Annotated in this window: 14 protein-coding genes; 3 read left to right on the forward strand and 11 right to left on the reverse strand. The window is 32.7% G+C overall.

Going from position 1 to position 14,587, the window contains the following annotated elements; translation table 11 throughout:
• From ptsG to cidR, 5 genes are all read right to left on the reverse strand, one after another.
• Positions 1-2,028 carry a glucose-specific PTS transporter subunit IIBC gene (gene ptsG, locus AC1Q7N_RS10475; protein WP_001832339.1) on the reverse strand — a complete coding sequence of 676 codons (2,028 nt, stop codon included), beginning with the start codon at positions 2,026-2,028 and terminating at the stop codon, positions 1-3.
• Positions 2,029-2,271: 243 nt separating this feature from the next.
• Positions 2,272-4,011 (reverse strand): pyruvate oxidase, encoded by a 1,740-nt coding sequence (locus AC1Q7N_RS10480; RefSeq protein ID WP_001832342.1) that lies wholly within the window; start codon positions 4,009-4,011, stop codon positions 2,272-2,274.
• Positions 4,012-4,060: 49 nt separating this feature from the next.
• Positions 4,061-4,750 (reverse strand): LrgB family protein, encoded by a 690-nt coding sequence (locus AC1Q7N_RS10485; RefSeq protein WP_001832367.1) that lies wholly within the window; start codon positions 4,748-4,750, stop codon positions 4,061-4,063.
• Entirely contained in the window at positions 4,747-5,139 is a 393-nt protein-coding gene (locus AC1Q7N_RS10490) for a CidA/LrgA family protein (protein ID WP_001832353.1), read from the reverse strand. Before AC1Q7N_RS10490 ends, AC1Q7N_RS10485 begins: the two co-directional genes overlap by 4 nt.
• Positions 5,140-5,450: 311 nt before the next feature.
• Positions 5,451-6,335, reverse strand: coding sequence for a cidABC operon transcriptional activator CidR (cidR, locus tag AC1Q7N_RS10495; RefSeq protein ID WP_001832366.1), 885 nt, complete (start codon positions 6,333-6,335; stop codon positions 5,451-5,453).
• 187 nt (positions 6,336-6,522) lie between these two features.
• On the opposite strand from cidR, the gene AC1Q7N_RS10500 reads away from it, so the two are divergent.
• Together AC1Q7N_RS10500 and AC1Q7N_RS10505 are read left to right on the forward strand one after the other, a co-directional pair.
• Complete coding sequence (locus AC1Q7N_RS10500; RefSeq protein ID WP_001832364.1) at positions 6,523-6,738, forward strand: sterile alpha motif-like domain-containing protein; 216 nt, start codon at positions 6,523-6,525, stop codon at positions 6,736-6,738.
• Positions 6,739-6,995: 257 nt separating this feature from the next.
• Positions 6,996-7,427, forward strand: a complete 432-nt coding sequence (locus AC1Q7N_RS10505) for a CHAP domain-containing protein (protein ID WP_002438102.1) — start codon at positions 6,996-6,998, stop codon at positions 7,425-7,427.
• A 76-nt stretch (positions 7,428-7,503) separates the two neighbouring features.
• Here the strand turns inward: AC1Q7N_RS10505 and AC1Q7N_RS10510 are convergent, their stop codons facing one another.
• On the reverse strand, positions 7,504-8,781 hold the full coding sequence (locus AC1Q7N_RS10510) for a hydroxymethylglutaryl-CoA reductase, degradative (protein WP_002438099.1): 1,278 nt from the start codon (positions 8,779-8,781) through the stop codon (positions 7,504-7,506).
• A gap of 244 nt (positions 8,782-9,025) precedes the next feature.
• On the opposite strand from AC1Q7N_RS10510, the gene AC1Q7N_RS10515 reads away from it, so the two are divergent.
• Complete coding sequence (locus AC1Q7N_RS10515) at positions 9,026-10,192, forward strand: hydroxymethylglutaryl-CoA synthase (protein WP_049387577.1); 1,167 nt, start codon at positions 9,026-9,028, stop codon at positions 10,190-10,192.
• Positions 10,193-10,443: 251 nt separating this feature from the next.
• Here the strand turns inward: AC1Q7N_RS10515 and AC1Q7N_RS10520 are convergent, their stop codons facing one another.
• The 5 genes from AC1Q7N_RS10520 to AC1Q7N_RS10540 form a co-directional block, all read right to left on the reverse strand.
• Positions 10,444-10,962 (reverse strand): methylated-DNA--[protein]-cysteine S-methyltransferase, encoded by a 519-nt coding sequence (locus AC1Q7N_RS10520; RefSeq protein WP_002456694.1) that lies wholly within the window; start codon positions 10,960-10,962, stop codon positions 10,444-10,446.
• 304 nt (positions 10,963-11,266) lie between these two features.
• Positions 11,267-11,731 (reverse strand): hypothetical protein, encoded by a 465-nt coding sequence (locus tag AC1Q7N_RS10525; RefSeq protein ID WP_002456695.1) that lies wholly within the window; start codon positions 11,729-11,731, stop codon positions 11,267-11,269.
• 182 nt (positions 11,732-11,913) lie between these two features.
• Complete coding sequence (locus AC1Q7N_RS10530) at positions 11,914-12,096, reverse strand: FeoB-associated Cys-rich membrane protein (protein WP_001832330.1); 183 nt, start codon at positions 12,094-12,096, stop codon at positions 11,914-11,916.
• Between the two features lie 14 nt (positions 12,097-12,110).
• The gene (feoB, locus tag AC1Q7N_RS10535) at positions 12,111-14,105 is read right to left on the reverse strand and encodes a ferrous iron transport protein B (RefSeq protein ID WP_001832356.1); all 1,995 of its coding nucleotides are present in this window, start codon (positions 14,103-14,105) and stop codon (positions 12,111-12,113) included.
• 5 nt (positions 14,106-14,110) lie between these two features.
• Positions 14,111-14,338, reverse strand: a complete 228-nt coding sequence (locus AC1Q7N_RS10540; RefSeq protein WP_001832332.1) for a FeoA family protein — start codon at positions 14,336-14,338, stop codon at positions 14,111-14,113.
• Positions 14,339-14,587 lie beyond the last annotated feature (249 nt).

Raw genomic sequence — 14,587 nt, forward strand, 5'->3', positions numbered from 1 at the left:
TTATTTAATTGTCATAATCGCTTTACCAGGATCGACTTGTTTTACATCTTCAATTGTTAATGTTTTGTCTTCTTGGTTTGTTATGATTACTGGTGTAATAATACTTGGAGCATGTTCCTTTAAGTATTCTAAATCAATCTTCATTAATGGTTGACCTTGTGTTACTGGTTCATCAGTATTTACCAAACTTTCAAAACCTTCACCATTTAATTTAACTGTATCGATACCAATGTGAATTAACACTTCAACACCACTATCAGACTCCAATCCTATCGCATGTTTTGTAGGGAAAATTGTTTTAACTGTACCATCAAATGGTGCTACAATTTCTCCTGAATCTGGTACAAATCCGATACCATCACCCATCATCTTTTCAGAGAAAACTTTATCAGGTACTTCAGATAACGGTATTATCTCACCATGTCCAGGTGCGTAAATTTCTGTTTCTACAATATCTTCCACATGTACAGGATCATCTGACACTTCTTCATCAATTGTTGTTTCACTTGGTTTTGTAATTTCTCCACTTATTATCTTAGCCATATCATGTTTGATTTGATCAGATTTAGGACCGAAAATAGCTTGCATATTGTTACCGACTTCAAGTACTCCTGAAGCACCTAATGATTTAAGGCCGGCAACATCAACTTTTGATTTTTCATTTACTTCTACTCTTAGTCTAGTAATACAAGCATCTAGATGTTTAATATTTTCTTTACCACCCATTGCTTTCAAAACATCGAATGGCAGTTGACTAGCCGATGTAGTTGTTACAGATGATTTTTTATCTTCACGACCTGGTGTTTTATAGTTAAATTTAACAATAAGGAATCTAAATACAAAGTAGTAAATCACTGCATAAATAATACCTACTGGGATGACAAGCCACCATGCTGTTTTATTAGGTAGAATACCTAATAAAACATAATCTATAAATCCTCCAGAGAAAGTATATCCTAAATGTACATTTAACAAGTATAGTGTCAAGAATGATAAACCATCTAATACTGCGTGAATTACGAATAAGAATGGTGCTACAAATAAGAATGAGAATTCTAATGGTTCAGTAATACCAGTTAAAAATGATGTTAATGCAGCAGAAATCATTAAACCTGCAACTACTTTCTTATTCTCAGGTTTTGCTGTTTGATAAATAGCCAATGCTGCAGCTGGTAATCCAAACATCATGACTGGGAATTCCCCTTGCATGAATTTACCAGAAGTTAAATGAGCACCTTCACGGATTTGTTCAATAAAAATACGTTGGTCGCCTCTAATTATCTCTCCAGCAGCATTTTTCCAAGAACCAAATTCAAACCAGAATGGTGCATGGAAAATGTGATGTAAACCAAATGGTATTAATAATCGCTTAATAAATCCAAATAAAAATACAGCTAAACCTGTATTTGAATCTAATAACCCCTCACTAAATGCATTTAAACCGTTTTGAATCGTTGGCCAAATAATTGCCATCGGAAAGGCTAAAATGAAAGATGTTGTTGCCATCATAATTGGTACAAAACGTTTACCTGCAAAGAATCCTAAATATGATGGTAAGGTAATATTATAGAATTTGTTATAACACCAGGCTGCTAGTGCACCAATAATAATACCTCCGAACACACCTGTTTGAAGTGTAGGAATCCCTAATACATTTGCATATCCATTAGTTGGATCAGATAATTTATCTGGAGTTACATGCAAGAAAGCCCCCATTGTTTTATTTAAAATGATAAAACCAACAAATGCAGCAATAGCAGCTACACCATCTCCACCTGCAAGACCAATTGCTACACCTAAAGCAAAGATAATAGGTAGATTATCAAATATAATACCACCAGCACCTGTAAGCATATTAGCGATTTGTTGAACAATATCATTTTTTATAAATGGAAGATAATGTTGTAACGCTTCGCCTTGAAACGCAGTCCCAATTGCTAATAGCAACCCTGCAGCCGGTAAAATCGCAACTGGTAACATTAAAGCTTTACCGATACGTTGCATTTGACCAAATAGCTTTTTAAACATAATCAATTCATTCCTCTCTATCTTCTTATTTACGTGCCACAAAAAAAGCATGAACAAATAAGACTATCAATTTCATATCACGAAAGATAGACACTCTTATTTGCTCATGCCTGCATAACCAGTAACACGCAATGATTTTATTTACATCTAGTATACACATTCAATAAAGCGTTTACAATACTTTTTGAAAATTTTACATAAAAAAACTCGACTACTTAGAGTCGAGTTTCTAAAAATGTATTATTATAAGAAACGTTTAGCTGCTACAGAGATTGGTGGGATTTGATCAAAGTCTAAGTTTTTATCTTCAGTAATTGATCTATAAGCCCATTTACTGTAACCAAATGCTTCTTCGTTTACAATTTTACCTGGTAATGGTGCAGCATTAGGATCAACATGAACATCAACGATTGTTGGAACATCTTGAGCCATTGCCTCTTCAACGATGTCGTCAAGACGACTTACATCTCTCACAACATAGCCTTTACCACCAGCAGCTTCAGCAAATTTAGCATGATCCATATCAGAGAAATCAATGGCATACTCTAATTCACCAGCAGCTTGTTGTTCATATTTAATGAATGACAATTGTTTGTTATTTAATACGAAGATTGTCATTGGTAAGTTATATTGAACAGCTGTAGCAAAGTCTTGCATTACCATTTGGAACGCACCGTCACCTGTGATAGCTACTGCTTGACGGTTTGGATAAGCAATTTTAGCTGCCATCGCACCTGGTAAACCACAGCCCATAGTACCTAACCAACTAGAAATAATGAATTTATTATTTACAGATAAGTTTAAGTAACGCGTAGACCATACTGTAGAAGTACCAACATCTGCTGAGATAATTGCATCATCTTTTAAGTTAGCATTGATTGCTTTCATTAAACGTTCTGGACGTAATGGTGAATTGTCATTATTCAAATCTTGTTTCATCCATTTATCCCAAACTGCTTTACGTTCTAATGTCTTATCTAAGAATGGACGTTTTGCAACATGCTTAATGTTTTCAGTTAGTTGATGGAAAGCAACTTTACTATCACCTAAAATACCTACATTAATTTTAAAGCGTGCACCAATATTTTCTTCGTTCGTATCGATTTGAATAGCTTTAATGTTTTTCTTAGGTAAATAGTTAACATACGGATAGTTCGTACCAGCCATAATTAATAAGTCTGCATCTTGAATTGTTTGATAAGATGTTTTAGTACCAATTTTACCTAAGTTACCAATACTATAAGGATGATCGTCAGGTAAGATTGTTTTTGCAGGTAATGTGTGAATAACTGGAATTTTTGCAGCTTCAATAAATTCACGTAATTCATCTTTAGCGTGTTGTGTACCTAAACCAATAAGCATTACTGGTTTTTTAGCTTTATCAATTAATTTAGCTGCTTTTTTAATACTTTTGAATTTTGGTGAAGCTGGTTTTGGTTTAGTTGTATCAACTGCACGATTTGTAGTGTCTTTAATTTTTTGAGTTAATAAGTCATTTGGACAAATGATAACAGAGACACCTTTTTTCTCGTATGCCGTACGAATTGCTTCATTTGTAATTTCAAATACGTTATCACCTTTTTGAATTTGGTGGTGATATACAGCAACATCATCAACCATTTTAGAAATGTTTGTCTCTTGGAAGAATTTTGTACCTAATAATGTACTATTTGTTTGTCCAGCAATAATAAGTTGAGGTACATTATCCATTTTAGCATCGTACATACCATTTAATAAGTGTACAATACCAGGTCCTCCGATACTTAAAGCTACACCAATTTTCCCTGTCATTTTTGTGTAACTTGCAGCAGCTAAACTCGCTACCTCTTCATGACGTACGTGATAGAATTTAAATTGATCTCTGACCGTACGTAAGCTATCAACAACAGCATCTACTGAGTCGCCAGGAATACCATATAAATGATCAATATTCCAGGTTTGTAATGCCTTAACTAATGCTTCATTTGCTTTAATTTGTGCCATTTTTACAAATAGCCTCCCTTTCTATTAATATGAGTAAATCTTTTTCCCTTTAGTAAAACAATAAAATCAGTACTGGTATGAGAACAGAACTAATGACTGCTGTTAAAATCATACCAATTGAACTGAACGCTCCTGATTCAATATCAAGCTCTAATGCTTTTGCGGTACCAAATGCGTGAGAAGCATTCCCATAAGTTAGTCCTCGCGCAATGGAAGATTTAAAACCTCCCATACGTAAAAGCATTGAACCTAAAATACTGCCGATTAAACCTGTAGTTATGATAAAGAGCACAGTAATTGTATCTGTTCCTCCCAATTCTTGAGAAACCTCTATACCTACTGCTGCTGTAATTGATCTAGGTAACAGGGTAACAATTGTGTCTTTAGAATAACCAAAGATTTTCAACGTTGTAAATACTAACACAAAATTGAGAACTACACCAGTCAACACGCTTGTGAAAATAATTGTTAAATATTTTTTTATTTTCTTTTTATTTTGATAAAGTGGGTATGCAAGACATACAACTGTAGCGTTTAAAACATGGTTAATCCAGGTACCACCTTTCATATACCCCTTATAGCTTACTCCGCAAACCAATAAAACAATAATTATTGCAATTGATGCAATAAGAGCTGGATTTAATAGTGGATTATTGTATTTATCTTGAATCTTTTTGGAAACATAGTACAGAACAATAGTTAACAAAATCATTAGAACTGCTTGTAAGTATTCATTCATGAGTGATCAGTTCCTTTACGTGTATTGCTTTTTTCTAGCATTTTTTCAGCGATATAACCTGATGATAGTGCTACAAGGCATGTACCAATTATAATAACAATAAAGAATAATATATAATTCATCGTGATATTAGATGCAACATCCATAATTCCTACCACTGATGGGATAAAGAAGAAAACCATTGTTTTAAGTAAAAAGTCTGCTCCTACATTAATCCATGATTCAGGTACAATTTTAAATTGTAACAATAGGAAAAAAAGCATAAGCCCTACGATACTACCTGCTAGAGGTATATGAAGTAATTTTTGAACTTCTGTGCCTATAAAAGTAATAAGCATGATAAGGGCAAGTTGAAGTATTAACTTAATGACAAATTTTGCTTTTTCCATCAACAACACCCCTTTCTAAAAATGTGTCCAAATTGTTACTGTATTTTTTTAGTGACATTTTCTATTATAGTGTTTGCTATTATATATTAAAAATATTTATTCATGATATTTTATATTCCTTAAATCTATGAAAACGCTAGCAAATTAATAGTGCTGAGAACTAATTGATAGTAAAAAAACGTAGGGCAGAATTAATTTATAATTCAAAACCCTACGTTTTCGTTGTAATATGACTTTGTAAAAACATATTATTTCACATCTTTAACAACTTCGCTCTTTTATTAAATGCATTGTTTGTTATTATATTTATATTATTCTTCGGATAATCTTTCTTTCAAAAATTCTATCCATTTATTTGTAGCATGACTTAAACGTTTATCTTTTTTCCAAACGACACCAAGCTCCCAAGTTGTATGTGCATTTTCCAAATGTACAATTTTGACGTCATCATTAAGTAATTGTGCTATAGTGGCTGGCAATATGGAAATACCTAATTGATTAATGACAAGATTTTCAATCACATTCCATTGTGAGATTTGTGAGGCCATGTTCGGCACGAATCCAGCATTCTTCGCATTTTCAATAATTTTATCGTTGAGATAGAAATCTTCATTAAATAAAATGAAGTTCTCATCAGCTAATTCTTCCATTTTAATAGAAGATTTTTGTGCTAAAGGATGTTCTTTATTTAAAACTACAGTCAGTTCTTCTTTGTTTAAAGATATACATTCAAATTTTTGATGATCTACTGGCAATGTTGTCACACCAATATCCACTTCATCATTAAGTATAAGGTTTTCAGTCGTCTTACCACCACTTTCGATTAAGTTGTACGTGATATTCGGATAAAGTTGATGAAAGTCTCCTAATACGCCAATAAATTTACGCATGCTCATCACTGCAGACATACTAATAGTGATATGACCTGTTTCTAAACCATACAAACTATTAATTTCAGTGGGCAAATTATCATATAGTGCGATGATTTCTTGACATTTCTTGAAAAAAATTTTACCTGCATCAGTAAGTACTAAACTTCTTTTACTCCGGTCAAATAAAGGGACAGCCATCTCTGCTTCAATATCCTTAATTGCTTTACTGATAGTTGGTTGCGCAATATACAAGGATTTTGAAGCGTTTGTCATACCACCTTGTTTGACAACTTCAACAAAGTATTTCATGTGTTTTATATCCATGCATATCCCCCTAGTTTTGATATAATTCAATAGTAAGTTTAATTATACAACAAAATTGACCTTTCTAGCGATTAATATATTTAAAAACTATAATTCAAAACATTTTATTTAGTTTTTCAAGTATTTTAAAAAACGAAAATATGTTAAAATAAAAGTCGGCTCATAAAATATATTATGAGGTGAGATATTGAGCTTTTACGAATTTATGCAAAATTTCCTAGGTGATGACACGCCATTAGGTGAATTGGTTGATTGGATTAATCAAGATATCAATTTCCCTAAAGACGTGACGAGCCAAAAAGAAATCTTGACATATTTTCGAAATCATCCATGTCCGGAAAACATACCAGTGACGAGTATCAAACGGGCACTAGCTGTTTTCAACCAATTCACTAAAGTATAAATTGATGTTATGACATGACTTTAACATTTACGCATACTTATATACATGGAGTTAATCATCTCGTACCTGAGTGAGATTACATTTTATTTGAATGTAGTCTCACTCTTTTTTTACTCAAACGATTATTACGATAAAAATATGTATATTTCATTAATGTTACATTTACTTTGATAATTCATTTCTTATATTGTATAGCGCATTTTTAAATACTATTATTATTACTGTCATTAAATAAATACATTTTTTGGGAGAAAGAAATGAAATTCAAAAAATTATTATCTCGTATTATTATCGCTACAATGATTACATTTACTGGAACACTCTCATATCAAGCTATTGAACAAACGCATATTTCCCATGCTGCACATAATTATTATGGTAAAAAACAATGCACTTGGTGGGCATTTAAACGTCGTGCTCAATTAGGTAAACCTGTATCAAATCGATGGGGTAATGCTAAGAATTGGTATAGCAATGCACGTCGATCTGGTTATGCAACTGGACATAAGCCTCGAAAATACGCTGTTATGCAATCAACGAGAGGCTATTATGGGCACGTAGCAGTGGTTGAAAAAGTATATAAGAATGGAAAAATCAAAATTTCTGAATATAATTATAATGTGCCATTAGGCTACGGCACACGCATTATTAGTAAATCGTCTGCACGAAACTATAATTATATTTATTAATCAAATCAAACAAACCGTCAAATAAGTATATCCTTGAAGCTATATATCAAGATATACCCGTTTGACGGCTTTTTAATTATGACTTTCTTATATTCATCAAGATTTCTTGAGCTTTGGCAGTATTAGCTTGTGATTCATATTTGAGCGCTTCAGCTACTTGCGCAATTTCTTCGCCTTTTGCACCTACAACAATCGCTAATGATTTATATTGTAAACTCATATGTCCTTGTTGTATCCCCTCAGACACTAGCGCTCTACATGCAGAGAAATTTTGTGCTAATCCAACAGCAGCAACAACTTGCCCTAGTTCCTGTGCATTTTCAACATTAAGCAAATTTAATGAGGCTTTAGCAATAGGTAAAACTTTCGTACCTCCACCTACTGTCGCTAAAGTCATAGGAACTTCAATAGTTCCAACCAATTTATTACGTGAGCGATCATATTCCCAAGTAGCTATCCCTCTATAATGACCATCTTTGCTTGCATATGCATGAGCACTTGCTTCAACTCCTCTTGTATCATTGCCTGTAGCCAATACTACAGCGTGTATACCATTCATCACACCTTTGTTATGTGTTGCAGCACGATGTATATCTACTTGTGCAAGAACTGACGCTCGTTCCATACGTTGTGCTACCTCTTCGCCACTTCTCTCTCCTCTATGTAAATCTTCAATATCTATTTCCCCTTGTACTTTTACTACTGATGCTGTCGCATGATTAGATAAAATACTCATTAAAACATTTTGATTTGAAAATTTAACTTTTAGATGTGCAGTGATTGCTTCTAATATTGTATTTAACATATTAGCACCCATAGCATCTTTAGTATCAACAAAAACCTTCAAAGATAATAATCGATGATTAGGGAATGTATCTATTTCAATACGTTGATATCCTCCACCTCTTGCTTTAATAGAAGGGTAAGCTTCATCAGCGATTTGATGAATTTGTGATTCTATTTGATATATTGAGTTAGCTAATGTGCCTGTGTCTTCAACATCATCAAAGACAATTTGTCCAATCATTAGACGTTCACTTGAAATTGTCTTAAATCCACCACTTTGATTAACGAGTTTTGCGCCATAACTTGCTGCTGCTACGACAGAAGGTTCCTCTACCATCATAGGTACTACATATTCTTTATCATCAACTATAATTCGAGGTAATAACCCTACTGGTAGTGCACCTTGACCAATGACATTTTCAATTAAACTGTTTGCGACTTCCTCATTAATTAACGGATGATTAAGTAATATTTCATAGTTTTCATCATCTAGCCAACCGTATTCAACAAGTTTTTTTAATTTATCTTTTCGTGTTAAATGTCTAAATCCTTTATCTAAACTTTTCATTTATGTACTCCTTTAAAATATCTTTATATTACTGTAGTAATGTAACCTTTTAACTTTCGCTTTAAATATCAACTGCTAACATTGTCTTGCACTCAAATAATTCAAAACTTTTCACAATTTTTGTAAAGCGCTTACATATTTATTATATATTCCTGGTCATGTCTGTTATATTTCATTGTATAAAACGAATTTTCTTTGGTATGATACTAGTGCTACTTCAAAAAATGAAAGGATGTCACACCTTATGAATATAGGTATAGATAAAATAAGTTTCTATGTACCCAAATATTATGTAGACATGGCTAAACTTGCAGAAGCGCGCCAAGTCGATCCTAATAAATTTTTAATTGGAATTGGTCAAACTGAAATGACTGTGAGCCCAGTGAATCAAGATATCGTATCTATGGGAGCCAATGCTGCTAAAGATATTATAACAGAAGAAGATAAAAAGAATATTGGTATGGTTATAGTAGCAACTGAGTCTGCGATTGATAATGCCAAAGCAGCAGCCGTTCAAATTCACCATCTTTTAGGTATTCAACCCTTTGCAAGATGCTTTGAAATGAAAGAGGCTTGTTATGCAGCAACACCTGCAATTCAACTTGCCAAAGATTATCTTGCTCAACGCCCTAACGAAAAGGTTCTTGTCATTGCTAGTGACACAGCTCGTTATGGTATTCATTCTGGTGGTGAGCCTACTCAAGGTGCCGGTGCAGTTGCAATGATGATTTCACATAACCCAAGTATTTTAAAACTTAATGATGATGCCGTAGCATATACTGAAGACGTTTATGATTTCTGGCGTCCAACGGGTCATCAATATCCCTTAGTTGCTGGTGCATTGTCGAAAGATGCCTATATCAAGTCATTCCAAGAAAGTTGGAATGAATATGCACGTCGCCATAATAAAACACTCGCTGATTTCGCTTCACTATGTTTCCATGTACCATTCACCAAAATGGGACAAAAAGCTTTAGATTCTATTATTAATCATGCCGATGAAACTACACAAGACCGTCTTAACTCTAGTTACCAAGATGCAGTTGATTATAATCGTTATGTCGGTAATATTTACACAGGGGCCTTATATTTAAGTCTCATCTCTTTATTAGAAACACGTGATTTAAAAGGCGGACAAACGATTGGTCTCTTTAGTTATGGTTCTGGTTCTGTAGGCGAGTTCTTTAGTGGAACATTAGTAGATGGATTCAAGGAGCAATTAGATGTTGAGCGCCACAAATCTTTATTAAATAATAGAATAGAGGTTTCTGTTGATGAATATGAACATTTCTTCAAACGCTTTGACCAATTAGAATTGAATCATGAACTTGAAAAATCAAATGCAGATCGTGACATTTTCTATTTAAAATCTATTGATAACAATATTCGTGAATATCATATAGCAGAATAATCTAAACTCAATTCTTTTGCTTTTTTAATTTTTTAAAATGAAAGAAACGAATTTACTATTCATACTTGCCCCCTAAAAACAACGTCATATAGCTGTTTTTAGGGGGTTTTTAATCCCAAGATAGTGCATTTCATCTATTATAGACCTCTACTATTTATATACTGTTTACCTACTATTCATAGATAAAAACGAATCCTATCCATAGATCAACATTGACAAATAACTAAAGCAATTCTATACAATAACGTATCTCAAGGTTTCGTTGTTTTTTTAGGTCTGTATAAATGTGTCATATCTATTTCTTCCAATTTTAATAATTTTATTTTGTTGTCTAAAGTACCTCCGTATCCTGTTAAATTTCCATCTTTACCAACCACTCGATGACATGGTATAAGTATAGAAATAGGATTACTCCCAACAGCACCTCCTACAGCCTGAGCAGACATTGCTGGCTTATTCATTGCTCGTCCTACTGTTTTAGCAATCTCTCCATATGTTTTAAGTTCTCTATAACGAATTGTCTGAAGTTCATTCCATACCTTCTGTTGAAAATCAGTGCCTTTTGGTGCTAACGGTACTTTTATCTCAGGATAATTCCCTTTAAAATACTCTCTTAACCACGCTTTAGTATCTTTAAAAACATCTAACGTATCCTTTGTTTTAATTCCTTTCAAATGTTGATTAGGGTATAAGACATGTGACAACGAGATGCCATCGTTTGTAATTAATTGCAATAAGCCAACGGGCGAGTCATACATTGATTGATACATATTTCTCCAACTCCTTAAATGTGTATATCATTCTAGTCATATCCTTATAAACTAACGCATTCTATTCTGAACATAATTTTATAATATAGATAATTGCTATATTTATGAAATTGGATAAACATTCGAATAGAATGTGATACACCATTAACGATAACTAAAATTGAAAAATGTCATCATTTATATATTAAGTCAATTATCGACAGGTCATACTTTAAGAAAGTCTGGAACTTTGATTTACGTCCCAGACTGGTCAAGATATAGAATTTAAAGTCCAACTCACCCTTTTGATTAGATGTCATTATATTTATTGAAAATTATAAAGTTCATACCCTTTATTTTTTGCATATTCTAATGCGAGAATTTCTAAAACATTAATGAACGCAGGTTCGTCTTTTACTTTTATATATTGAAAAGTGAGGCCGTATTTATCTGCAGTAATGTCTTTTAAATGATTTGGATTTAAGTCCTTATTTTGAGCATAAGCTTTTCTAAATTTAGTTGTACCTGTTTCTGAACGTGAATTGTATTGTCCTAATTTTGTATACAAATCACTATTTATAGGTTGATGTGTGGATGAATATCCTCCAGTTTGACCTACAAACACTGGTTTTTTCTCATCGAAAATCACATAGACACCAAACTTATCCTTAACTTTTTCTCTATCCTCTGGTGTAAACGCCAAAGCCTTTTTATGATCGTACTTAAATAATTTTTTTAGTTTCTTCTGATTATCTTCTAGTAACTCATTTAATTTTTTGCTACCCTTCATACATTTATTCCTCCCAATTAGCAATTAACTTATATACATACATTTTACATGTAGTATATCACTTTTTAAAACTTTTAATCATTATTGTATCGAACTAACATGTCAAAATTTTTATTAATACAAATAACCTCTTTCATTCGTAAATACATTTCTGAATGAAAGAGGTTTGTTATTGTAATTATCTATGACTTAATATGTGGAATATTTAATTTATTTTTATGAGATGAAGTATTCGTATCGCATTTGCAATTAGATTTACACCCACCACAATCACCTTCTTTTGAACGTTTAAAGAATTTTACTAATGTCATTGCTGTATAACCAAAAATCGCTATGAACAATATTGTATTGACTAAAATAAACATGACGAATTCATCCTTTATATAAATAATTGACTAACTTGATAGAATACGAACGTTAATATATATGCTGTTGCTATTGGATAAACAACCGCTAGTAATGTCCATTTCCAAGAACTTGTCTCTTTACGAATCGTAGCGACTGTTGAAATACAAGGAACGTAAAGTAAAATAAAAATCATGAATGCATAAGCTGAAAGTGGAGTGAATTGCTGTTGAATGACTTGTGTTAAACCACTTTCGCTAGAAGAGTATAAAATAGCCATAGAACTGATAATCACTTCTTTAGCAAGAAAGCCAGGTATTAAAGTTGCTCCTGCCTGCCAAGAGCCAAATCCTAAAGGTGCAATTAAATTCGCGAACCCTTGACCAATCATATGCATAAAACTTTGATTAATCGGGACATTAACACCGTGCGGACCGATGTATGTGAGTGTCCAAATAACGACTGAACCACCAAAAATAAAGGTACCTGCTTTTTTGACAAAACCTTTTGCTTTTTCCCAAGTACTGCGCCAAAGTGTTTTAAATGATGGAACACGGTATGTCGGTAACTCCACAATAAAAACAGACTGATTATCTTTTAATATCAATTTATTCAATAACGTACTTACTAGTAAAGCGACAACTATACCTAAAATATATAAGCTTAATACAACTAGTGATTGATGTGCTGAAAAGAACGCTCCTACAAAAAGTGCATAAACCGGTAAGCGTGCTGAACATGACATGAAGGGTGCAACCAATATTGTAATCAAACGTTCTTTCTCATTCTCTATACTTCTTGCTGCCATAATACTTGGTACATTGCATCCAAATCCAATAATCATAGGAATAAATGATTTTCCACTTAAACCTATAGATTCCATTGTTTTATCCATTAATACAGCTATTCTTGCCATATAACCTGAATCTTCTAATAAAGAAATAAAAAAGAATAACACAACAATTTGTGGTACAAATACCAATACAGAACCCACACCAGCGATAATACCATCTGTAATAAGATCTTGAAGAAACGACGTAATATGTAATGTATTCATAACAGATTTAATCCATTCTGATAAAGGACCACTTATAAAAGCGTCTAATTGATCAGATAATGGTGTTCCTATCCATGTAAAGGTTGTTTGAAAAATAAGCCACATAATACCTAAAAATATAGGTATACCTAGATATCTATTTAATAATAATCGATCCACTTTTGAAGTAAAGAATTGTTTATCCTCTTCGGGATATTCTACGATATCTTCCAATAGCTGATTAATGTAATCATTTCGCACAGCTTCAATTCTTTGGCGTGTTGATTGTTCTGTCGCGTTACTTAACTTTCGCTTAATGGGTTCTAACTGTTCTAAAATCATGGCATCGAGTTCTTGATAAATTTGAACATTGTCTATTAAATACTGTATGGCTATAAAACGTAAACGTTCTGTTGGATACATATTATCCTGTTTGATAATTGAACAAATTTGTTGAATTGCAGTTTCAATTTCAGTTCCATAATTAATCTTAAATGCACGACGTTGATGTGGTTCTAAATAATTAAGCTCTCCTAAAAGACTATGTGTCCCCTTTGCCTTTCTAGCAACAATTGGAAATACCGGTACTTTTAATTTTCTCATCAAAGCTTGATAGTTAATTTTAATACCTCTTTGTGTTGCAACATCTATCATATTTAAACCAATAATCATAGGTTTGTTGAGTTCCATCAACTGTATTGTAAGATTAAGATTTCTTTTAAGCTGACATGCGTCAATAATGTTAATCATTCCTGTGAATGACGTTGACATTAAATAATCTGTGACAACCGTCTCATCTTTAGAAATAGGTGATAAATCATAAATGCCCGGTAAATCAACTAAATCACCTACATTATCTTTCAATTTTCCTACTTTCTTTTCAACGGTTACGCCACTCCAGTTACCTATATATTCGTAAGAACCGGTTAACGCATTAAATAATGATGTTTTGCCTACATTAGGGTTTCCAAGAATACAGTAGCTTTGAGTCATTATAACTACTCCTCTAATGTTATGAGTCGTGCATCACGTTGTCGTAAACTTAAATGTTGACCATTTACTTCAACAACGCTAGGACCGTTGAGTAAACATTTCTGTTTGATGCTAATTTCACTTCCAATGTTTAACCCTAATGCCCCTAAACGATACAACATATTTTTATTTGAAATCCCTATATGCTTCACTTTATATTTTTTATTTTTTACCCCATTGTTTACACTAATCATATTGTTCACACTCTCTAATTAATAATCATTATCATTATCATTTAACAACAGAATATGCCTTAAACTACTTTTTTACAATAACCAATTAACAGGATGTATGTCTTTTTTGTGAACAATACATTATTTTAAACGTTTATTCATGAGCCTGGGACATAATTCCTATCAAAATAGACAGTAAATGAGTTTTCATAAATTCATTTACTGGCTTCTTTATTTACAATACTTCGTATTGTTGGCTCGCTTTCTTAG

The sequence above is a fragment of the Staphylococcus sp. GW823-FHT05F06 genome (assembly GCF_058795495.1).

Coding starts and splice junctions, on each gene's coding strand:
- ptsG (WP_001832339.1), bottom strand. CDS start 2,028: ATGTTTAAAAAGCTATTTGGTCAAATGCAACGTATCGGTAAAGCTTTA.
- AC1Q7N_RS10480 (WP_001832342.1), bottom strand. CDS start 4,011: ATGGCACAAATTAAAGCAAATGAAGCATTAGTTAAGGCATTACAAACC.
- AC1Q7N_RS10485 (WP_001832367.1), bottom strand. CDS start 4,750: ATGAATGAATACTTACAAGCAGTTCTAATGATTTTGTTAACTATTGTT.
- AC1Q7N_RS10490 (WP_001832353.1), bottom strand. CDS start 5,139: ATGGAAAAAGCAAAATTTGTCATTAAGTTAATACTTCAACTTGCCCTT.
- cidR (WP_001832366.1), bottom strand. CDS start 6,335: ATGGATATAAAACACATGAAATACTTTGTTGAAGTTGTCAAACAAGGT.
- AC1Q7N_RS10505 (WP_002438102.1), top strand. CDS start 6,996: ATGAAATTCAAAAAATTATTATCTCGTATTATTATCGCTACAATGATT.
- AC1Q7N_RS10510 (WP_002438099.1), bottom strand. CDS start 8,781: ATGAAAAGTTTAGATAAAGGATTTAGACATTTAACACGAAAAGATAAA.
- AC1Q7N_RS10515 (WP_049387577.1), top strand. CDS start 9,026: ATGAATATAGGTATAGATAAAATAAGTTTCTATGTACCCAAATATTAT.
- AC1Q7N_RS10520 (WP_002456694.1), bottom strand. CDS start 10,962: ATGTATCAATCAATGTATGACTCGCCCGTTGGCTTATTGCAATTAATT.
- AC1Q7N_RS10525 (WP_002456695.1), bottom strand. CDS start 11,731: ATGAAGGGTAGCAAAAAATTAAATGAGTTACTAGAAGATAATCAGAAG.
- AC1Q7N_RS10530 (WP_001832330.1), bottom strand. CDS start 12,096: ATGTTTATTTTAGTCAATACAATATTGTTCATAGCGATTTTTGGTTAT.
- feoB (WP_001832356.1), bottom strand. CDS start 14,105: ATGACTCAAAGCTACTGTATTCTTGGAAACCCTAATGTAGGCAAAACA.
- AC1Q7N_RS10540 (WP_001832332.1), bottom strand. CDS start 14,338: ATGATTAGTGTAAACAATGGGGTAAAAAATAAAAAATATAAAGTGAAG.